This window comes from Flavobacterium sp. GP15, from assembly GCF_014281985.1.
Taxonomy (GTDB): Bacteria; Bacteroidota; Bacteroidia; order Flavobacteriales; family Flavobacteriaceae; genus Flavobacterium; species Flavobacterium pygoscelis.
In genome coordinates, this window is record NZ_JACFTC010000004.1 from 97677 (window position 1) to 119153 (window position 21477).

Annotated in this window: 17 protein-coding genes; 11 read left to right on the plus strand and 6 right to left on the minus strand. The window is 30.1% G+C overall.

Annotated features, from left to right (window positions below; genetic code table 11):
• The first annotated feature begins 6 nt into the window (after positions 1–6).
• Positions 7–504: a GNAT family N-acetyltransferase gene (locus tag H2650_RS10050; RefSeq protein WP_188050675.1), complete on the plus strand. Its 498-nt coding sequence runs from the start codon at positions 7–9 to the stop codon at positions 502–504.
• Between the two features lie 67 nt (positions 505–571).
• Positions 572–1522: a tRNA-dihydrouridine synthase gene (locus tag H2650_RS10055; protein ID WP_188050676.1), complete on the plus strand. Its 951-nt coding sequence runs from the start codon at positions 572–574 to the stop codon at positions 1520–1522.
• Between the two features lie 81 nt (positions 1523–1603).
• Here the strand turns inward: H2650_RS10055 and H2650_RS10060 are convergent, their stop codons facing one another.
• The gene (locus H2650_RS10060) at positions 1604–2194 is read right to left on the minus strand and encodes a glutathione peroxidase (protein ID WP_188050677.1); all 591 of its coding nucleotides are present in this window, start codon (positions 2192–2194) and stop codon (positions 1604–1606) included.
• A 606-nt stretch (positions 2195–2800) separates the two neighbouring features.
• On the opposite strand from H2650_RS10060, the gene H2650_RS10065 reads away from it, so the two are divergent.
• Entirely contained in the window at positions 2801–3331 is a 531-nt protein-coding gene (locus H2650_RS10065) for an RNA polymerase sigma factor (protein WP_188050678.1), read from the plus strand.
• Entirely contained in the window at positions 3331–4116 is a 786-nt protein-coding gene (locus tag H2650_RS10070; protein WP_188050679.1) for an anti-sigma factor domain-containing protein, read from the plus strand. Before H2650_RS10065 ends, H2650_RS10070 begins: the two co-directional genes overlap by 1 nt.
• 135 nt (positions 4117–4251) lie before the next feature.
• Here the strand turns inward: H2650_RS10070 and H2650_RS10075 are convergent, their stop codons facing one another.
• From H2650_RS10075 to H2650_RS10090, 4 genes are read right to left on the minus strand one after another with little or no spacing between them, the layout of a single operon-like run.
• Entirely contained in the window at positions 4252–6957 is a 2706-nt protein-coding gene (locus H2650_RS10075; RefSeq protein WP_188050680.1) for a hypothetical protein, read from the minus strand.
• Between the two features lie 37 nt (positions 6958–6994).
• On the minus strand, positions 6995–10612 hold the full coding sequence (locus H2650_RS10080; protein ID WP_188050681.1) for a hypothetical protein: 3618 nt from the start codon (positions 10610–10612) through the stop codon (positions 6995–6997).
• Between the two features lie 34 nt (positions 10613–10646).
• Positions 10647–11234, minus strand: coding sequence for an outer membrane beta-barrel protein (locus H2650_RS10085; protein ID WP_188050682.1), 588 nt, complete (start codon positions 11232–11234; stop codon positions 10647–10649).
• The gene (locus H2650_RS10090; protein ID WP_188050683.1) at positions 11231–11707 is read right to left on the minus strand and encodes a T9SS type A sorting domain-containing protein; all 477 of its coding nucleotides are present in this window, start codon (positions 11705–11707) and stop codon (positions 11231–11233) included. The genes H2650_RS10085 and H2650_RS10090 overlap by 4 nt, the downstream gene beginning before the upstream one ends.
• A gap of 267 nt (positions 11708–11974) precedes the next feature.
• On the opposite strand from H2650_RS10090, the gene H2650_RS10095 reads away from it, so the two are divergent.
• Positions 11975–13147, plus strand: coding sequence for an AraC family transcriptional regulator (locus H2650_RS10095; RefSeq protein ID WP_188050684.1), 1173 nt, complete (start codon positions 11975–11977; stop codon positions 13145–13147).
• 54 nt (positions 13148–13201) lie between these two features.
• On the opposite strand, the gene ccsA is transcribed toward H2650_RS10095, so the two are convergent.
• Positions 13202–16408, minus strand: a complete 3207-nt coding sequence (gene ccsA, locus H2650_RS10100) for a cytochrome c biogenesis protein CcsA (RefSeq protein ID WP_188050685.1) — start codon at positions 16406–16408, stop codon at positions 13202–13204.
• Between the two features lie 199 nt (positions 16409–16607).
• On the opposite strand from ccsA, the gene H2650_RS10105 reads away from it, so the two are divergent.
• The 6 genes from H2650_RS10105 to H2650_RS10130 all read left to right on the plus strand — a co-directional run bounded on the left by H2650_RS10105 (position 16608) and on the right by H2650_RS10130 (position 21407).
• A complete protein-coding gene (locus H2650_RS10105; protein WP_188050686.1) occupies positions 16608–17372 on the plus strand; it encodes a Rossmann-like and DUF2520 domain-containing protein in 765 nt (254 codons plus the stop codon).
• The gene (locus H2650_RS10110; protein ID WP_188050687.1) at positions 17365–17892 is read left to right on the plus strand and encodes an HAD family hydrolase; all 528 of its coding nucleotides are present in this window, start codon (positions 17365–17367) and stop codon (positions 17890–17892) included. Before H2650_RS10105 ends, H2650_RS10110 begins: the two co-directional genes overlap by 8 nt.
• A 140-nt stretch (positions 17893–18032) precedes the next feature.
• A complete protein-coding gene (locus tag H2650_RS10115; protein WP_370566847.1) occupies positions 18033–18902 on the plus strand; it encodes a geranylgeranylglycerol-phosphate geranylgeranyltransferase in 870 nt (289 codons plus the stop codon).
• Positions 18895–19479 (plus strand): Maf-like protein, encoded by a 585-nt coding sequence (locus H2650_RS10120; RefSeq protein WP_188050689.1) that lies wholly within the window; start codon positions 18895–18897, stop codon positions 19477–19479. The genes H2650_RS10115 and H2650_RS10120 overlap by 8 nt, the downstream gene beginning before the upstream one ends.
• A 14-nt stretch (positions 19480–19493) precedes the next feature.
• The gene (locus H2650_RS10125; protein ID WP_188050690.1) at positions 19494–20024 is read left to right on the plus strand and encodes a mechanosensitive ion channel domain-containing protein; all 531 of its coding nucleotides are present in this window, start codon (positions 19494–19496) and stop codon (positions 20022–20024) included.
• Between the two features lie 186 nt (positions 20025–20210).
• Positions 20211–21407, plus strand: coding sequence for an AI-2E family transporter (locus H2650_RS10130; RefSeq protein WP_188050691.1), 1197 nt, complete (start codon positions 20211–20213; stop codon positions 21405–21407).
• Positions 21408–21477 lie beyond the last annotated feature (70 nt).

A 21477-nucleotide genomic window follows, 5' to 3' on the forward strand; every position in this document is an offset into this window, starting at 1 on the left:
AATACTATGTCTGTTACTATTAGACCCTATATTACTAATGATACCCAAGCGATTTTAACGATCATTAATTACAACATTCTTCATTCTACTGCACTTTATGATTATAACATACGAACATTAGAACAGCAAAAGGCAATTCTAGAAGATAAAATCGCAAAAAAATTCCCTGTCATTGTAGCTGAATTAGACGGAGAAGTAGTTGGTTTTGGTATGTATAGTGAGTTCCGCTTTCGGGAAGCTTATAAATTTACCGTCGAACATTCAGTTTATGTAGATCAAAATCAACACGGAAAAGGAATTGGAAAATTACTCCTTAAAGAATTAATTGATCTTGCTAAAAATCAAAATATTCATACCATGATTGCAGTAATTGATGCTGAGAATCAAAGCAGTGTGCATTTTCATGAAAAATTTGGTTTTACAACCGCAGGAATCATCAAGGAATCAGGTTATAAATTTGATCGTTGGTTGGACTCTGTTTTTATGCAATTGATATTGGAATAAAAAGTTATTACTCCCAGAAAAAACAGAAGTGTAGAAAGAATAGTATATTTGCACAATTAAATTTTTCATGGACTATACCCTACTTTCTTCTCCTTTACAAGGATTTACCGACTTTCGTTTTAGAAATGCCCACAATAAACTTTTTGGTGGCATTGATACTTTTTACTCTCCTTACATCAGATTAAATGGTAAAATGGTGATCAAACCTTCTTACGAAAGAGACTTACTTCCTGAGAATAATCTCGATTTAGAAGTTATTCCGCAAGTGATCACAAATGATGCTGACGAATTTTTATTCGTAGCAAAATATGTTCGGGAATTAGGTTACAAAGAATTAAATTGGAATTTAGGTTGTCCTTATCCAATGGTGACTAAATCCGGAATGGGTTCTGGTTTGATTAGTAATCCAGAAAAAATTAATCACGTTCTACAAAGAGCGCATTCTGAATCTGATATTATTGTATCTATGAAAATGCGTTTGGGATATGAAAACAGTGAAGAAATCCTTGATGTCTTACCTATTTTAGACACCTATCCTATAAAAAATATTGCGATTCATGCCCGTATTGGCAAACAACTGTACAAAGGTGGTGTTCATTTGGACGCTTTTCAACAATGTATTGACAACACCAAGCACAAACTCTATTACAATGGTGATATTACATCTGTGACTAAATTTCATGAAATGCAACAGCGTTTTCCTAGCATTGATCACTGGATGATTGGTAGAGGATTGATTTCTGATCCCTTTTTGCCAAGCATGATAAAAAATAACACGATTGAATATCCTGAAAATAAGATTGAATTATTCAATGCTTTTCACGATACTTTATATGCCATATACAGCGAATCCCTATCTGGTTCGACTCACATTTTATTAAAAATGTATCATTTATGGGAATATTTCTCTGCTACTTTTTCTAATCCTCATAAAGTGCTAAAGAAAATTAAAAAAGCACAAAGTATTCGAAACTACGAAGCGGCTGTAGCTGAAATTTTTAGAAACGAAAAGTTTTAATTTATTATAATATCCTAATCAAAAAAAAAGCGATTTACATAAAACTGTAAATCGCTTTTTTTGAAAATCTATATTTTGTAATTATGCTTTTATCCAGTCTATAACTTCTGGAGAAGTAACTAAAGTACGAGGAGCAATTACTTTTTCTAACTCTCCTTTTTCATTAATTAAGTATTTTTGAAAATTCCACTCTACGTTCGAATCTTGCAAACCGTTTTTAGATTTTTGAGTCAAAAACTGATAGATTGCCGCCATATCATCTCCTTTTACAGAAATCTTGTCCATCATAGGAAAAGATACACCATAATTTTGCTGACAAAAAGCAGCAATTTCTTTATTAGATCCTGGCTCTTGTGAGGCAAAATTATTAGCAGGAAATCCTACTATTACAAAACCTTTGTCTTTGTATTCTTTATAAGTAGCTTCTAAATCTTTGTATTGTGGGGTTAAACCACATTTTGAAGCTGTATTTACAATCAATACTTTTTTACCTTTCAGCGTGGCAAAATCAAACATATCTCCTGATAAATCTTGCACTTTAAACTGATAAATATTTTCTTTGGCAACTACTGCTGATTCATTCATGTTAGCTTTTGTTTTTTTTGATTGTGCTTGATTTTGACAACTAAACATAAACAAAGCACAGCTCGCTATTAATACTAGATTTTTCATAATTTAATTTTTTATAAAATTAAACAATTAATTGTCTCATTAAAACTTATTTTAGTTAAACAGAAGTTAAAAAAAAGAAGATTAAATCAGTCGATTCAGCTTCATAATACAGATTGATAACTCTTTAAGAATTCACATTAATTTTTACTTAATATAAAAAAAGTACTAACTATAAATTCTATATACTATAAAAATTCTATTTCATATTTTGCATAAAAATAAATATTTGTTATTAATATTAATGTCCTTAAAAACAGAAAATTAACTTTTTAAATATAAATATATCTTAAATAAAATTATTCTATTTTAAAATAGCAAAATTTATTTTTTAGTATATTTATAGTTTACAATTTACAAAAATTTATTTCTTTTTTATTAAATTAATGTGTTTGCATAATTGAATATTTTTATCAAAAATAAAAGTAAAATAACATTTTATAGTTAAATCAAATATTTTGATACTTTTATGATAACAATAATGTTATGTTTTTTTTAGTTTGTTTATCAATCGCATAAAAACGAAATTATTAAATTACAATAATCAATATTAATTTCTTTAATTGTAGGCAAGATTGCATAAGTTTGCAATAGTAAAATTATAAGTATATGAGTCAGGAAGAGTTATTGGTATTAATTTACAAAAAGGATGAAAGAGCTTTTACACATCTTTATGATATGTATCACAAAAGCTTATTTTCTGTCATTAATGTTTTGATAAAAAACAGAGAAGAGGCAGAAGATGTCCTACAAGAAGTATTCGTAAAAATTTGGAAAAACATGGATAGTTACCATGAAAGTAAAGGAAGATTTTATACTTGGATTTTGAATATTGCTAGAAATTCATCTATAGATAAACTTCGTTCTAAAAACTTTAATAACAGTCAAAAAAACCTTTCTACTGATAATTTCGTAAATCACTTTGAAGACAGTTCTAAATTGTCTGACAAAGTGGATACAATAGGTTTACAGGAATTTGTAAAAAGACTAAAACCAAAATGTATTCAAATAATAGATTTACTGTTTTTTAAAGGTTACACCCAACAAGAGGCGTCGGATGAGTTGGCAATCCCTTTAGGAACAGTTAAAACACAAAATAGAAATTGTATTAACGATCTACGAAATTATTTGAAAGTATAATGGAAACAAAAGAATATATAGAATCAGGTGTCTTGGAACTCTATGTTTACGGTTTGCTTAATGAAACTGAAAACGAAGAAGTTGCTTTAATGGCAAAAAATAATGCAGAGATTGATGCCGAAATCGTTGCTATAGAGAAAGCAATTGTAGCATTATCATCTAGTTTTTCACCATTTCACTCTGTAGCGAATTACGAGAAAATAAAAGTAAAATTAGAATTAAAGCATTCTAAAATAATTGAATTAGAACCTAAAAAAAATTGGTCTCAATATGTAGGTTGGGCGGCAGCAGTTTTATTATTAGTTGGAATTGGATATCAATACAACCAGATGGAAATGTCTACCAATCAAGTTGCTAATGCCAATGTAGAAAAAGTAAAATTAGAAAAAGACCTCAAAAATTTAGAACTTAAAAATAAGGCAAGCGAAACCAGTTTGGCAGTATTTAGAGATGTAAAAAATATTGTAGTTGCTCTTGGCGGACAAACTGTTGCTCCAGAATCTTCGGCAAAAGTATATTGGAATAAGGACACAAAAGTGGTTTATATTGACGCAGCAGGATTACCAGAACCTCCAGAAGGAATGGTTTATCAAGTTTGGGCTTTGAAATTAAATCCGCTTACGCCAACTAGTATTGGTTTATTGGATAATTTTGATTCGAATGATCAAAAACTGTTTGCAGTAAACAATACGGATCAAGCAGAAGCTTTTGGAATTACGTTAGAACCTGCTGGTGGAAGCTTAACTCCCACAATGGAAAAATTATATACTTTAGGAAAGGTATAAATAAAATCTAGTTAAATAAAAAAGGTTCAACCATCAAGTTGAACCTTTTTTTTATGTTGTAAAATAAAATTAGCATAGTTTATTAGATACTTTATAAAATAAGACTATACCGTATTTCTTCAATTCAATTGTTTATTATAATTGAGTTTTCACTTTTACTTCTTTTCCATTAGCATCAACAGCATTTATGGTTCCTATGCTCCCATTTTTATTAACATAATTAGTATCAGTCTCAGAAATAACGCCATATTTAGATACCACTTTTGAACCCTTTACCGTTAGTAAAGCAGAAATAGAACCGTTTTCATAATTAGCATCTGCCTCTTGATTTGCAGTAATATTTGCCGTTCCAATACCAGTAAAAGTAATGGTATTGCCCGTTATTGTAGCTACGTTTGTATTATCACTGGTAAAAGTAAATGCACCACTACTAGAACTGTCTGGATTAATTATAGTAAATGATTGGTCGAAATAATATTTATTAATAGCAGCAAAATTTGATAAATCGGCAGCAAGAGTTGTAATTTTTGTAGCTATTATTTTTTTGTTTTGATTATCAGAAAAATAGATATTACCAAATGAATCATTATATAATTCTTGTCCTAAAAAATCAGGATAAGAAACTATAATTCCGTCATCACTCCTTATTTTAATCGCTCTCTCATTTGTAATAAAGTTATAAGTAGAAAAATACAAACTACCCATTGTGTTTATTGCAATATTTTGGATATAACCATCATTTAATGTAAATAAATCTGTAGCAATTCCCGCTTTAGAAATCTTTTTTATTTGATAAAAATTAGACATATTATTGTTGCTAACAACATACATATTTCCTAAACTATCGAATTTAAAATTTTGAATATAAGTATTGTTATCGGTGTAGAAATCAGAAATATTTCCATCACTTGTCATTTTTCTTATTGTACTAAAATTATTGTCATTGTACACAAAATATAGATTCCCTAATCCATCAATAGTCAAATATTGGTAATATCCAATTGAATTATTTTCTAAAGTTATTAAGGTTCCGTCTGAATTAATTTTTTTTAAAGATCTAGAATTTGTACTATTATTATATAAAAACAAATAAACAACACCCAATTTATCGACTGTAAAATCTTGAATATAGTATTCATTGTTGAAACTATAAATAGTTTCAACTACATTATCCTGATTAATTTTCTTTATTTCATAAGTTCCACTACTATTGTTATAACAGGAAATAAAGATATTATTTGAACCATCATTAGTTAATTTTTCTATATTTAATTCTGTTGATGAAAATATATCCGATAAAACCTTTTGAGGTGTCAATTTTTTTAGAGAACTATTCCAATTATTATCATAACTTAAAAAATACAAATTGCGATTTGTTGTAGAAGTAAAATTATTAGTGTAATTAATAGAGTAAGAGTTATAATCAAAATAAGTTATAAAAGGATATGTGGTATCCTCACAACCATTATTTGGATAAACTCTTACGCCGGCTTGCGTATTAGGACATAGGTCTAGAAAATTAGAAACGCCATCAGAATCATCGTCTAAAAAATTTAATTTTACCGAATTGTTAATTTGACTATTACTTGCAATATTAAAACTGCTATCAAAAATAGAATTGGTTACTGGAGAAACAGTAAGCACTTCTTCACCAGAAATTTCTCCTAAAAGTGCAATTCCTAATGTATATGTATTTCCGCTTGAACTAATACTAGAAGGTGATTGAGAAGCTAAAATTGCATTACCGCCAACTATTGAAAGCTCAAAATCTGTAGTTTCTAAATCTCCAATTCCAGAATTTGTATTAAAAACAGGACGATTCATGGTAATACTCACCGTACTTTGAGATACATAATGTACAATTGAATTGAAGAAGTTATCTAAGCTATTATTAATAATTACTGCTGGAGTTCCTGAATAAGTAGTTCCGTTATTGATGAAAATATTGTTTTTAATTGTGGTTAAACTTTGTTCATTAACGCTTCCTGTATTTATGATTGTACCCGAGTTATCTTTAAATGTATTGCCTTCAAATAAGTGCTGATTTGTGCCTAATGTAGCCAAAAAAGTACCATAAACTATATCTGAATAAAAAGAAAATAAAGATCCTGCAGAATTATTAATAAAAGTAGAGTTTAAAACTTGGTATCTATTTAGACCTCGAAAATTTCCTATTTGACCTGTATTATTGTAAAAATTGCAATTATCTATTTTTACGTAACGTTCTGTGTTAAATATTGTTCCAGAATTTGCAGTAAATGTGCATCCTAAAACAGTTATTCTATTGGAATAATCCGTTTCAATATCTGATGTAGTATTAGGTGTACTTCCATAATTACTTCCAAATAAAACACTAGAGTTAGAGATAAATGTGCTATTAGAAATAGTTATTGTAGATGAATCATTGGTATAAAAAGCATAAGTATTGACATTATCTATTATGTTTATATTGCTCGCCATTACAGCCGAATTATTATTCTGGGCTCTAAAAATCGAACCCATTCCCGCTGCATTTTTTGTAAAAGTAATGTTAGAAATTGTCAATAATGCACCATTAGTAACCTGAAACATTTTATAAGAATTATTACCAGATAAGATCAAATTACTAGTTCCATTTCCTGTTATTGTCAAATCTCGAGAAATAGTGGGTAAATTACCTGTTAAGGTCAAAGTTCCTATAAGATTTGAATCAAAATCAATGGTAGTGGCTGTAGTATTTTCAATAGCATATCTCAAACTTCCAATAGCACCATCATCACTTAAATTAGTAATGGTATAATTCCCTTGAGCATAACTCATTAGCGAGAAAAATAAACCTATTATTAAATAATATTTTTTCATTTTTTTCTGATTTTTGTTTTGATATCTCTACCCCTGTTTAATAAAAATAATCAAACTGAATTCTATCAGTATCACTCAATATAGCATTTCCATTATTTGCTGGAATGTAGGTCAAAACGTCATTAGTAACACTATAGGCCGTATTGCTGATCCTTATACCATTCACATACATTTTTACTTTGCTTTTTGTAGATGGAATTTGTGCAAGCGTAAAAGTTGTTTGAGATAATGTTGATAAAATTTCTTCAGATGCATCAGTAATATCATGTGCAGCATTAACCCATACAGTTGTACCAGTTCCATTAGTAGACAAAACTTGTCCGGTTGTTCCATCTGTATTGGTATAAGTGATGGCTCCAGAAGTTAAGGTTCCTGTCGTTTTTACATTTTCTATATTACTATTCCCTAGTTGGATGGTATTCGAAGTAGTAACAATTGCCTCAGACCCAATCGCAATAGAATTAGAAATTCCATCTACGGATACATCCGCATTGTGACCAATTACAGTATTCTCTGAACCATTAGTATTTAATAATAATGCTTGAGAACCTATAGCAACATTATTGTTTCCAGAAACATTATTTCCAAGGGATAAATAACCATAAGCTGTATTACCATTACCATCCACATTCTCTGGTAAAGCAGCCCTTCCCACAGCAGTATTTGCATAACCAGCATTATTTTGTAAAGCACCTAAGCCTATTGCTGTATTAGAATTTTCATTAAAATTTCCCCTCCCTACTGTAATGCCATTTACAACCATATCTTTATCAAAAGATTTTACTCCAAGAATAGTTTGTGCAGTTGTTAGATCTACAAAATCGTTATTTGTAGGTACTGTTGGCGTCATCCAATAAGTAATTCCAGAACCATCTGTAGCTAATACTTGACCAACTGTTCCATCAATATTTGTATAGGTAACTTCTCCAGCAACTATTTGATTTGTTGCTTCAATTCTCCCATTTGCTCCTAATGTAATTACAGTAGCACCTCCTTTATTTGCATCAGTAACTTTTACACCAGAGGAGAACCTTAAAGTTCCATATCCATCATTCATATCTACAAAATCACCATCATCAGATAAAATAAGACCTTTTCCGGTAACTCCAGACTCGTTGACAGTCATACTTCCTCTAGAGGAAACTTCCCCATTAGATTTTACCATAAATTGATTAAAATCAACACCTGATTGCGAAAATGAAATGTCATCTCCAGAGGAATACAATTCCCATTTTACCGCTCCAGAAGTATTTAAAAAGCGTAATTGATCCTGTATTTGAATAGAATTAGAAAACGTTTTTGTACCTGCAATAGTTTGATCAGATATTATATCAACAAAATTTCCGTTAATGGCAGTATTTAGGGCATCTCCAACAAAAGCAGTTGTGGCAATTGCTGTAGAATTATTTCCTGCAGACTGTGTTGCAGCTATTGTAGTTGCTGGTAAGTTGGGAGTTCCGGTAAAAGAGGGAGAATCGATATTCGCTTTTAAATTTAATGCCGTTTGCGTAGCCGTTGAAACCGATTTATCGGCATCAGCCGTATTTTCTACATTAGATAAACCCACCATTGCTTTATCAATTCCTGTAACTGTTCCCGTAAAAGTGGGAGAATCGATATTCGCTTTTAAATTTAAAGCTGTTTGCGTAGCTGTTGAAACCGATTTATCGGCATCAGCCGTATTTTCTACATTTGCTAATCCTACCATTGCTTTATCAATTCCGGTAACCGTTCCAGTAAAAGCAGGAGAATCTATATTCGCTTTTAAATTTAAAGCTGTTAGCGTAGCTGTTGAAACCGATTTATCGGCATCAGCAGTATTTTCTACATTTGCTAATCCCACCATCGCTTTATTAATTCCGGTAACTGTTCCAGTAAAAGCAGGAGAATCGATATTTGATTTTAAATTTAAAGCTGTTTGAGTAGCTGTTGAAACCGATTTATCAGCATCAGCCGTATTTTCTACATTGTATAAACCCACCATTGCTTTATCAATTCCGGTAACCGTTCCGGTAAAAGAGGGAGAATCGATATTCGCTTTTAAATTTAATGCTGTTTGCGTAGCGTTTGAAACCGATTTATCGGCATCAGCCGTATTTTCTACATTGGATAATCCTACCATCGCTTTATCAATTCCGGTAACTGTTCCCGTAAAAGTGGGAGAATCGATATTTGCTTTTAAATTTAAAGCTGTTTGAGTAGCTGTTGAAACCGATTTATCTGCATCAGCCGTATTTTCTACATTTGATAATCCTACCATTGCTTTATTAATTCCGGTAACCGTTCCGGTAAAAGTGGGAGAATTGATATTCGCTTTTAAATTTAATGCTGTTTGAGTAGCTGTTGAAATCAATTTATCTGCATCAGCCGTATTTTCTACATTGGATAAACCCACCATTACCTTATCAATTCCGGTAACAGTTCCCGTAAAAGAAGGAGAATTGATATTCGCTTTTAAATTTAATGCCGTTTGCGTAGCGGTTGAAATCAATTTATCTGCATCAGCCGTATTTTCTACATTTGATAATCCCACCATTCCTTTATCAATTCCGGTAACCGTTCCCGTAAAAGTGGGAGAATCGATATTTGCTTTTAAATTTATAGCTGTTTGTGTAGCGTTTGAAACCGATTTATCTGCATCAGCCGTATTTTCTACATTTGATAATCCCACCATTTCTTTATCAATTCCGGTAACCGTTCCAGTAAAAGCAGGAGAATCGATATTCGCTTTTAAATTTAAAGCTGTTAGCGTAGCTGTTGAAACCGATTTATCTACATCAGCCGTATTTTCTACATTTGATAATCCTACCATAGCTTTATTAATTCCGGTAACCGTTCCTGTAAAAGTGGGAGAATCGATATTCGCTTTTAATAACAGTCCTGGTACTTTAGGAAGTGCTGCAGTACCAGCTAAATCACCAGATAATTGTATTTTACCTTTGTTTGTAGCATCTGCATCTACCACAACACCATTTGAAAATTGATTGTCTACATAGGTTTTTAATGCCTTAACAGTTGGATATTTAACATCTGACGAACCATCAACAATAACATTGGTTGATTTATTAAGTAGCACTTCTTTTAAATCTAAAACACTTTGAGTAGCATTACTTATGGGTTTATCAATATCACGGGTGTTATCAACATTATTTAGAATTAAATTTATTTTGGCATCCACAATATTAGATGCGTTAGTTCCTCCGTTCTCAATACCCACAATTCCACTTACCGTTTGAGCTGAAAAAGCAAAAGGAACAGCATTGAAAACTTGATCACTAACTTCCATAAAAGAAGAGCAATTACCTGTGGTATTTACACCAACTTTTAATTTTTTTAAACCCGAAATCCAATTTACAGATTTAAAATTAATAGCATAACCACCCGTTTGATTTCCTAAGCCAATTACTAAATTAACCATACCCATTTCATCTGTAACGGCGCTAATAGTCTCTTTATATTCTAATTGCTGCGCTTCATCTTCAATACTAAATTGCAAACAAACTGACTGATTTACTAATGCTGTATTAGCAGGATTTATACCTGGCATTTTTTGAGCATTTGGATTCAAAATTAAGGCTTGATAGCTGATTCCATTTGTTTGTGAATGCGCAATGGTACTAACTATAAAAACTAATATTAAGTAGATTTTTTTCATAATAAGTTTTTTATAAAGGGAAATGAAGTCCAAATTAAATTTGATTTGTAATAAAGGCTAACTTTTCATCGGTAGGATGTGAAAATTTAAAGGCATTCGAAAAAGTATAACCTAAATTAACTATACAATTATCATTTATAGGATATTTTAAATCTAAGCCAATACTGGGTTGAAAAAATAAACCTTTAAATTCTGGAAGTTTTTTTATATCATAAATAACGCCGTTAATCTCCTCCTTACCATCTATTATTGTTGCAAGATTTACTGCTCCTTTAAGTTCAACTGAAAGATTTTTTTGATTTTTAAAAAGAACATATCCAATACCATTTTTTAAGCCTATATAAGTAGTATTCCAAGAATAGGTTTGTACCTCATTTGTACTAAAACTATTAAATTGGTTTAAGGTAACACTGGCTTGATAACTGAACTTTTCTTTGAAATTTTCTTGATATCCAATTTCATAATTAGCTCCAATTTTACTTTTTAATTTCAAAATTTGATTTTCAGAGGAACTACTATAACTATAGGAAGTTAGATTTTTTCCAGCTTTAAAAAATATTTCTTGAGCAGATGCCAACTGACTTAAAACAAGTAAATTAAATAAAAGTAGTTTTGTTTTCATAATGATTTTTTAATGATTTTAACGTATTGATTAATTTCACTATTGGTAATTTTAACTAAATAAAGAGAGTTTGGTAACCCCGATAAATCTAATGTTAAAATACCTTCCCTAACTTCTTTAAGTTGATTGAATAATAAACGACCACCAATATCAAATACAGTTATAGAAATTTCTTTAATAGGTTTAGAAAATTCAAAATTTATGCTAGTAATAAATGGATTTGGATATGTAGTAACAACTAGATTTCCTTTTATGGGAACATCTGTCAACAATTTTGCCCAATAATTCTGTTGAAAGCCTTGTATGACAATAAAATCACCCTTCGAATTTCCAATTACACTTTGTTGGCCAACGGTTTGTTTGACAAGCATACCATTAGATAAAGTTGCAGATTTACTTTGCGAAGAAATCATTTGATGATGTAATATTTGACCATAAAATGTAGAACAAAAAAGAAGTAATAAATATTTCATAGAAATTAATTTAAGTCAATATTATAATAAAATTAACACCTTTTATCGATAAAAAATGCTTTTAAACGAATATTTGATTAATTAGTAAAAACTTTTCAGTTATTAGTAACTCTTAAATTAAGTATTAATGGTCAAAAAAAAGGATAAAGGAAAAATGATCTCCATAGAATCAATTTCTATTTGAAAGAAATATAGTATTATTAAATACATTACATTTATTGTTTTCTGTAACGGCACATTTACTTTATAAATTAATAAAACAAGAAAATGTTAACAAGCTTACTTTTTATTGTAACGGGAATAATTGGTGTTACAACAGCCTTTCTAATTTTTAGAAACTACACTGTAAATAGAATGATGAATCCATATATCATTATTCTAATTCTTATTATTTCACTTCGATTTTTATTCTCGGGATTGACCTATTTTATTTTTGAACCTTCTTTCAAAACTACTTTTTCAAAATACTCGAATGCTTCGATTATAGTGATACCAATATGTTATCTCTATTTTAAAAATTTAGCAGAAAATAAAAATAAAATTTATCCTAAAGATCTTTTGCATTTTATCTTTCCAATTGCTTTGTTATTGATAATAAATAGTCAAGATCAAATTAATCTCGGAAGCCATTCCTTAGAAATAGTATTATATATTTTGTTTTTTATTTTTGCGATAACATATATATTTTTATGTTTTGACGTTCTAAAAACAAAAATTTGGAGTAGAAGAGGAAAAATCAAAGTACTTCAAAAGCAAAATAAATTAATAAATAATTGGACCTTATTCCTATTTGTTGGGCTAATCTTAACGCTCATAAGACTTTTTATATCCGTTTGCGTAGAAATATATTCAAATGAAAGCATTAAGGGATTTTTGTATCAGTGGATCTCTGCATTAATTTGGGCTGTAATACTATTCAAAATTCTAATTTCTCCCGAAATTCTTTTTGGATACAATTTATTACATCAAAAGTTTAACGAGAATAAAAATAATAACTTAGCACTAAAAGATATTTGGAAAATCAATTCAGATATCGCACTTAAAAACTGCCAACATTCAATTCTTAAAGAAAAAATAGATTTAAATATAATGGTTTATATTTCACAGATTGAAACTGTAGCACTACAGTTTGAGTTGTTTAGAAATGCCGATTTAAGTATTACAGATTTGTCTACAAACTTAAAAATACCAAAAAGCCACATTTCATATCTTTTTAAGTACCACTCTTTTCTCTCTTTTTCTGAATTTAAAAAATTAATCAGAATTCACGATGCCATTCATCTTATTGAATTAAATTTCCTTAGTAACAATACCTTAGAATCATTGTCGAAAAAAGTTGGTTTTACATCCTATAATCCCTTTTTTACTAGTTTCAAGGAAATAGCAGGAATGCCACCTTTAGAATATTATAAGCTCTATAAAAAAGAATTAGAAGCATAAAAAAAGGTTAAACCATACAGTTGAACCTTTTTTTTATAGAAAAGAATACTAATCTTATTTCTTGTAATACTTTTTATATTTTGGATACGTCAATATTCCGATTAGAGAAATAGTTCCCATTGAATACCAAATCCAACTTAAAGAATGTGCTTCTCCACTAGCATAAGAGTGCAAACCAACTAGATGGAAATTGACACCATAATACGTGAACAAAATCGATACAAAGGCAAACATACTCATCAAGTTAAAAAACCATTTACCGCGTAATGAAGGTACAAATCGAGCATGAATAACAAAGGCATAAACCATAATACTAATTAAGGCCCAAGTCTCTTTTGGATCCCAACCCCAATAACGTCCCCAACTTTCATTAGCCCATTGTCCTCCCAAAAAGTTACCAATAGTCAACATAATCAAACCTATAGTTAAAGCTAACTCATTGATATAAGTGATTTCTTGAATGTTTAAATCCATTTTAGCTTTATTCTTTTCATTGGTAAAAAAGATCAATAATAAAGAAACAAAACCTAAAATCATTCCCAATGCAAAAGGACCATAACTTGCCACAATTACGGCAACGTGAATCATTAACCAATAGGAATTAAGAACGGGTTGTAAATTAGCAATTTCAGGATCGATCCAGTTCATATAAGCTGCTCCTAATATCATTGCCGTTACAAAGGCAGAGGAAGCAACTGTTAGTTTCGATTTACTATCAAAAGCAAGTCCAAAAAACATAGTAGCCCATGCCACATATATTATAGACTCATACGCATTACTCCAAGGTGCGTGACCCGAAATATACCATCTTGCAATTAATCCAAAAGTGTGTATTAAAAATAATAAAAGAACGGTGATATGCATGAAATTTACCAAGTAGTTCAAAGATTTTCTTTCTTTAAATATTTTTAAAATAGTAAAAAACAACATTAAAATAGATGCAATAATGTAACCAACAGGTAGTTTTTGAAAAACATCATATTTATTATACAATATTTCAGAAGTGATTTTTTCTTCGCTTGGCATTACTGTACTACCAAAACGTTTTTGAAAACCGTGTATACTTTCTAATAGTTCGTCAGCAGTTTTATAATCTTTAGAATTTGCAGCGTTAGCCAATGAACCAAAATAAAGAGGCAATACACTCTTGGTGTAAGTTGCTTCCATTCCTTTTAAGCCTGCTTCGTTGAGTTCTAAGAAAGAAATCCATTTGTTATTTTTATCATTTGGAATAGGGAAAATTTTTAATATTCTTCCACTTAAAGCAGATTCCATTAAATTTACTTTCTTATCTGTCTCAATAAAATCTTTTTCAAATTGATTCGGATTTCCGGATTTAAACGCTTCTTCTAGATATTTAGACAATTTGTAATTTCCTTTGTCATCGAAAAAGGATACAAAAGGAGCAAATTCTGCTGCCTTATCAACTCCAATAATTTTACGAATACTATCATTCCCAGTTCTAAGGTAAATAATTGGAATTTCGATCCAATAACCGGCATATTGTGTCATTGACATAAGAACCTGATCGGAATTCATTCCTTTATAACTATTGCTGTGACTTACTTTTCGCAACAATTCAGAAGAGAATGTATTAATAGGCTTCATTCTCCCACCACCATCTTGAATAACCAAACGTCCAAATTTAGAAGCGTGTGCTTCTGGAACTTTAAATTTTAAAATTAAACCTTCTAATTCCTCTTGACTTAAAGCCTTCTTAGTATGATTGGTGTGACTTTCCGGAATCGCTTCAGCTTCGGTATGAGCATGACCCGCATGATCTGCGTGATCGTGTTCTTTTTCTTGAGCAAAAGTGCTAAAGCTGAATAATAGCATCAGAATGGTTAACAATTTTGCTTTCTTCATTTTTACAATTTCTAGTTTTCGTTTAATATCAGCAAAACGAGAATGTTTGGTAAACATTATTGCCATCATAGCAAAATACAATAAGAAGTAACCAATGTAAGTAAGTCCTGTTCCCCAGAAATCGTGATTTACTGATAAAATAGTTCCTTTTTCATCTGGATCAAATCCCGATTGAAAGAAACGGTATCCTTTATAATCTAAAACGTTATTCATAAATATTCTGGCGTCAAATGGTTTTTCATCTTCAACGGTTACTTTACTTTCAAAGGAAGAGTAACTTTTTTCTGTACCAGGATATTTTTGTGCAATAAATTTATTTAATTTTATTTTAAAAGGTAGAATATAAGCCTTACTTCCGTAGAAAAAGGTATAATCAATTTTTCCTATTTTAACCGTCTTAGGATCTCCAATTTTACCTTTAGATCCAATAACGGTAACCACTTTTTCTTGTCCTTCAGCTTGTAATTTAATAACTAATGCATCTTCGTGGGTTTTCGCTTTATAATCGTTATCCGATTCGTAATCAATTATTCCTTTTACGGCTTGATCTGGAAATACAAATCGCATATCACCGATACTGTAAAGCGAACGCATCATTAATGGCTGAACATTATCCTTTGCCACTTTTCCTTCTAGCTTATCTGCCATTCTCATAAAATTACCTTCAAAAGGAGTTTGTATCGTGTACTCTTTTCCAGTTGTAGTAATATTTATAGCTCCATCAGTATATTTATTCAATGAAAACAAAACATTATGAATGTTTTGCACTTCCCCTTCTTTCAAAAAATGTTCATGACGTCCGCCATCGCCAGCTTCAACAATTTTTAAATACTGTATTCCTTTTGGATCAGGTTTTACATATTCCTTGGCGCCCATGATAAAATTTTGATACTGTACTTCAAATTTTGTGTCTGCAAAATTTTCTGACATACTAAAATTGTTATTCGTAGCTGGAGAAAGTAGCAATTGTTTTTCAAAAACCCTACGCTTCATTTCACCTTTGTACTCACCATCTGCAAATACCGTTAAAAAAGTTTTATCTGAAAAAATTTGATTTTCAGAAGCACCTTCTCTAATAGGCATCATTCCTTCGTAACTAATATAGCGCGTTACGAAAGCACCACAAATTATAAATATAAAGGACAAATGAAGTATTAATGTAGCCCATTTTTCTTTCTTTAAAAGCTGGTAACGTTTGATATTACCAATAAAGTTGATTAGAAAAAAAACATGAATGGCTTCAAACCACCACGAATTATAAATTAGAATTTTTGAGGTGTCGGTATTGTATTTACTTTCGATAAAAGTTCCGGTAGCCATGGCTACTGCGTATGCGATAAATAAAAAAGCCATTAATCGAGTAGAAAACAAAAAAGAAAATATTTTTTTATCCATTTTTATGGGATTACGTTATGTAAATTGCCACAAAAGTACTTAAAATTGTTGACTTTCATATTGACACATTTGTTAATTTAAACCAAAAAATCAGCTTCTTTTTTAGCAATAAATTGAACGCTTTTTTTTGAAAATATCATTTTTTGAATCCCACTGAAATCTGATGAAATGAAACCGTTTTTTTTGTTAATTTTGCCAAATGACTAAAGTAATTATTATTGGTTCTGGAAATGTTGCACAGCATTTAATTTTTGCCTTTGAAAAAGCTCAAAAAGCGAGTAATGAAGTACAACTTATTCAGGTTTTTACCAGAAAGAGAGAAAGCCTAGTACATTTGCTCGATTACGATCGAATTACAACTGAATACAATGAATTATTAGAAGCTGATTTATATATTATTGCTGTTAATGATGATGCCATTCAAGAGGTGGTTTCAAATCTTCCTTTCAAAAATCGCTTAGTAGTTCACACCTCAGGAAGTGTGCCTTTAAGTAGTTTAAACAATGAAAATCGAAAAGGTGTTTTTTATCCTCTTCAAACCTTTACTAAAAATAAAGAAGTTGATTTTAAAACTATTCCTATTTGTTTAGAAAGTGAAAATGCAACTGATTTTCAATTATTAAATACAATCGCAAAGTCTATTTCAGAAAGTATTTATGCCATAAATTCAGAACAACGCAAAGCTTTACACGTTGCGGCTGTTTTTGTTAATAATTTTACAAATCATTTATACCAAATAGGGAATGAAATTTGTCAAGAAAATCAAGTTCCATTTGACATATTAAAACCTTTAATTGTGGAAACTGCTCATAAAATATTGGCACTTTCTCCTAACGAAGCTCAAACTGGTCCAGCAAAACGCAATGATATTGAAACTATTAAAGTACAGGAAACTTTTATAACCAATACAAATCACCTTACAATTTATAAAATACTAACCCAATCAATACAAAATAATGGCTAAAAGTTATAAAGAAATAATGAACGACATCACTACTTTTATTTTTGATGTAGATGGAGTACTTACAGACAGTTCTGTTTTTGTGACTAATGAAGGAGAAATCCTTAGAACGATGAATATCCGTGATGGTTATGCAATGAAAGCAGCTGTAGAAAGTGGTTATAAAGTTTGTATTATTTCTGGAGGAAGCAATGAAGGTGTTCGAGTACGCCTTAGAAATCTTGGTATAACAGATATTTATTTAGGAACTCCTGACAAAGTAGAAACTTTTGATGAGTATACTGATGTTTATCAAATAAAACCAGAACAGGTTTTATATATGGGTGATGACATTCCTGATTATCATGTCATGAAACTAGTAGGATTAGCGACTTGTCCGCAAGACGCAAGTCCCGAAATAAAGACAATCTCTAAATACATTTCGCATAAAAATGGTGGTAAAGGTGCAGCAAGAGATGTTATCGAACAAGTTATGAAAGCACAAGGAAAATGGATGGCTCATTTTGATGGAAAACACGATTAATTATTGATTGTTAACAAGAAAAAATCAAAAAAAGAGTAGTTCCTTTTCCTAATACATTTTATATATTAATATTAATTTACAGCAAAAAAGTGCATTTTCTTAAACTAATTCGGTACCAAAACCTCTCAATGCTCGCTATAATGCAGCTTATTTTTAGATTTGGTTTTTTTAAATTACAAAATATTCCTTTGGCATTAGCCAATTGGCAATACGGTTTGTTAATAGCAGCAACTATTTTAATAGCTGCTGGTGGTTATGTAATTAATGATATTTTTGATCAAAATACTGATAATGAAAACAAACCAAATAAAGTAATCGTTGGTAGAAGCATCTCAGAAACACAAGCCTATAATATCTATTTTGCACTTACTGTAACTGGCGTTTGTATTGGTTTTTATCTTTCAAATGTTATTCAAAAACCAGGATTTGCTTCTATTTTCATTTTAATAGCCGCTACGCTCTATTTGTATGCAACGAGTTTAAAACAAATGATGATCATAGGAAATGTTGTTGTGGCGTTATTGTTATCGTTTAGTGTTATAATTATTGGAATATTTGATCTTTTCCCTGCTACAGGTTTAGACAATCAACAACAGATGAAAATCTTTTTTTCAATATTATTAGATTACGCCATTTTTGCCTTTATGATTAATTTTATAAGAGAAATTGTTAAGGATTTAGAAGATTTCGATGGCGATTATGCTGAAGGAATGAACACCCTACCAATTGTAGCAGGCAAAAAAAACACAACTATAATAGTGTTTGTATTAAGTCTTATCCCCTTGTTTTCGCTTCTTTATTACATTAACAAGTACTTATTAGATTTACTTTTTGTTAGCGTTTACTTGTTGCTTTTTGTCTGCAGTCCTTTAGTTTTTTTTTCTATAAAAATTTGGACCGCAAAATCGAAAAAAGAGTTTCATACTTTAAGCTCACTCTTAAAATGGATTCTGTTTTTTGGTATAATATCCGTAGTAGTTATCAGTTTAAATATGAAATACAATGCTTAGAAATCAATTAAAAAAATATCATTTAATACTCGCTTCAGGTTCACCGAGACGGCAACAATTTTTCAAAGATTTAGACTTAGATTTTGAAATACGCTTAAAAGATATTGAAGAAATCTATCCGCCAGAATTAAATGGACACGAAATTACTGACTACTTAGCTCAATTAAAAGCAAGTTCTTTTGAAGGAGAGTTACTGGAGAATGAAATTCTGATAACTAGCGACACCATCGTGTGGCACAATAACCAAGCTTTGGGTAAACCAAAGGACAAACAAAATGCATTTGAAATTTTAAAATCATTATCAAATGCAATACACGAAGTTATTACTTCGGTTTGTTTTAAAACCAAAGAAAAAACAGCAGTTTTACATGAAATAACAAAAGTAACCTTTAACACATTGAGTGACGAAGCCATTTTGTATTACATTGATAATTTTGAGCCTTACGATAAAGCTGGTGCTTACGGTATTCAGGAGTGGATTGGTTTTGTAGGAGTTTCTAAAATTGAAGGCTCGTATGCGAATGTCATGGGAATGCCCACTGATAAAGTGTACGGATATTTGAGTAAATTAGCTTAATTTAAATTAAAGACATGTTAACATTACAAGAGTATTCAAAAGAATTAATAGCAAGTGGAGTTTTACTTCTTTTGCTAATTTTATTGCGTACTGCCACTACAAAATTAGTGTTGCGTTATGCCAAAACAAACCACACCTTAGAACATAGAACAAATCTAGTGGTCAAATACATGCATTTATTCCTTTACGTTTTAGCAATTATTGCTTTAATACTGATATGGGGAGTTAAACCACAGGATATTATTTGGGCTTTTTCATCTATTACAACAGTTGTAGGAGTTGCTCTGATAGCCCAGTGGTCTATTTTGAGTAATATTACTGCAGGAATAATTTTATTTTTTTCTTTCCCTTTTAAAATTGGTGATGTGATAAAAATCCATGATAAAGATTTTCCAATAATAGCAGAAATAGAAGATATTGGTGCTTTTCATGTTTTTTTGAAAACCTATGATGGAGAACTCATCATTTATCCAAATAACCTGATGTTGCAAAAAGGAATATCGATTCTAAAAGATCATTTTAAAGATAAGGATTTTGTTGATTAAATATTTTTCAATTGATATTAATTTAATCAATGTCTTTTATTTTATTAAAGATTTAATATTGATAAAAAAGTGATAATTATATAAGTTATGTTAAAAAAAGTATAAGGGATTATTATTTAAAATAGAACATATTTGTTGTTATAAAATAACCTACTTTTTACAAGTTCTAATACAATACTTAAAACAATGAACGATATATTAAAATTTCCATTTTATGCAAAATTAACTCTGGTTTTACTGGGACTAATAGCAATTACCTTTATTTTTTATATCAGTCAGAACATCTTAGTTCCTGTAATGATGTCACTCTTGTTTGCAATCCTTTTATATCCTATTGTAAACTTTTTGAAAGCAAAAATTAGGTTACCTCATGTAGTAGCCGTAATGATTGCAGTACTTCTATTTGTATTGGTATTCGTAGGTCTTTTTGTGGTATTGTCTTATCAAATAAGTGATTTTACAAATGATTTTGATAAAATAGAAAAAAATATAAGCATTCATCTTCATAATATTCAAGGATTTATTCATGATAATTTTAATTTAAGTACTCGCGAGCAAAAAAAATATATTGACAGTGCTACAGAAGATTCAGTTCAAAAAGGGAAAGAGTTAATTGGTACTACTTTAATGTCTTTTACAGACACGTTGATGAATTTAACATTAATTCCAATTTATACCTTTTTAATTCTTTTATACAGAACTCATTTTTTACTTTTTTTATCTAAACTATTTAAAAAAGAAAACCATGAGAAATTAAAAGATATTTTAACCAATATTAGAGTAGCCATCAATAGTTACATCGTAGGATTGATTATTGAAATGATATTAGTTTCGGCAATGACAACTGTTGGATTCATGCTAATTGGTGTAAAATATGCTATTCTATTAGGATTGGTTACAGGAATTTTAAATTTGATACCTTATATCGGAATTCTTGTTGCTGGTGTATTAAGCATACTTGCTTCCTTGACAGGAACACCTGATTTATCTATAATTATAGGTGTAATTGCAATTACAGTCGTAGTTCAATTAATAGATAATAATATCATTGTACCTATGATTGTAAGTTCTAAAGTAGAGATAAATGCTTTTATATCTATAATAGGTATTATTATAGGTGGTGCAATTGCAGGGGTTTCAGGTATGTTTTTAGCACTTCCAATATTAGCTATTTTAAAAGTTATTTTTGACAGAATAGAATCATTAGAACCTTGGGGCTATTTAATGGGGGATCATTTACCTAAAACATATACTTGGCGCAAGATTAAATTACCACTTTTCGATTCAGAAACTGTTCCAGATAAAAATATAATAAAAGCAGATGTTGTAGTTCCTGTATTTACCGAAACCACAACCGAAAAAAACCCTAATAGTACAACTTAATTAGTTTGTATAAAGTTGTGTAACTTGTTAACTATTTTAATAGTGTAAAAAATGCTAAATATTTTATTAT

Bases quoted from the DNA above. Each gene is read 5' to 3' on its own strand.
- H2650_RS10050 (WP_188050675.1), top strand. From the start codon at position 7: ATGTCTGTTACTATTAGACCCTATATTACTAATGATACCCAAGCGATT.
- H2650_RS10055 (WP_188050676.1), top strand. From the start codon at position 572: ATGGACTATACCCTACTTTCTTCTCCTTTACAAGGATTTACCGACTTT.
- H2650_RS10060 (WP_188050677.1), bottom strand. From the start codon at position 2,194: ATGAAAAATCTAGTATTAATAGCGAGCTGTGCTTTGTTTATGTTTAGT.
- H2650_RS10065 (WP_188050678.1), top strand. From the start codon at position 2,801: ATGAGTCAGGAAGAGTTATTGGTATTAATTTACAAAAAGGATGAAAGA.
- H2650_RS10070 (WP_188050679.1), top strand. From the start codon at position 3,331: ATGGAAACAAAAGAATATATAGAATCAGGTGTCTTGGAACTCTATGTT.
- H2650_RS10075 (WP_188050680.1), bottom strand. From the start codon at position 6,957: ATGAAAAAATATTATTTAATAATAGGTTTATTTTTCTCGCTAATGAGT.
- H2650_RS10080 (WP_188050681.1), bottom strand. From the start codon at position 10,612: ATGAAAAAAATCTACTTAATATTAGTTTTTATAGTTAGTACCATTGCG.
- H2650_RS10085 (WP_188050682.1), bottom strand. From the start codon at position 11,234: ATGAAAACAAAACTACTTTTATTTAATTTACTTGTTTTAAGTCAGTTG.
- H2650_RS10090 (WP_188050683.1), bottom strand. From the start codon at position 11,707: ATGAAATATTTATTACTTCTTTTTTGTTCTACATTTTATGGTCAAATA.
- H2650_RS10095 (WP_188050684.1), top strand. From the start codon at position 11,975: ATGTTAACAAGCTTACTTTTTATTGTAACGGGAATAATTGGTGTTACA.
- ccsA (WP_188050685.1), bottom strand. From the start codon at position 16,408: ATGGATAAAAAAATATTTTCTTTTTTGTTTTCTACTCGATTAATGGCT.
- H2650_RS10105 (WP_188050686.1), top strand. From the start codon at position 16,608: ATGACTAAAGTAATTATTATTGGTTCTGGAAATGTTGCACAGCATTTA.
- H2650_RS10110 (WP_188050687.1), top strand. From the start codon at position 17,365: ATGGCTAAAAGTTATAAAGAAATAATGAACGACATCACTACTTTTATT.
- H2650_RS10115 (WP_370566847.1), top strand. From the start codon at position 18,033: ATGCAGCTTATTTTTAGATTTGGTTTTTTTAAATTACAAAATATTCCT.
- H2650_RS10120 (WP_188050689.1), top strand. From the start codon at position 18,895: ATGCTTAGAAATCAATTAAAAAAATATCATTTAATACTCGCTTCAGGT.
- H2650_RS10125 (WP_188050690.1), top strand. From the start codon at position 19,494: ATGTTAACATTACAAGAGTATTCAAAAGAATTAATAGCAAGTGGAGTT.
- H2650_RS10130 (WP_188050691.1), top strand. From the start codon at position 20,211: ATGAACGATATATTAAAATTTCCATTTTATGCAAAATTAACTCTGGTT.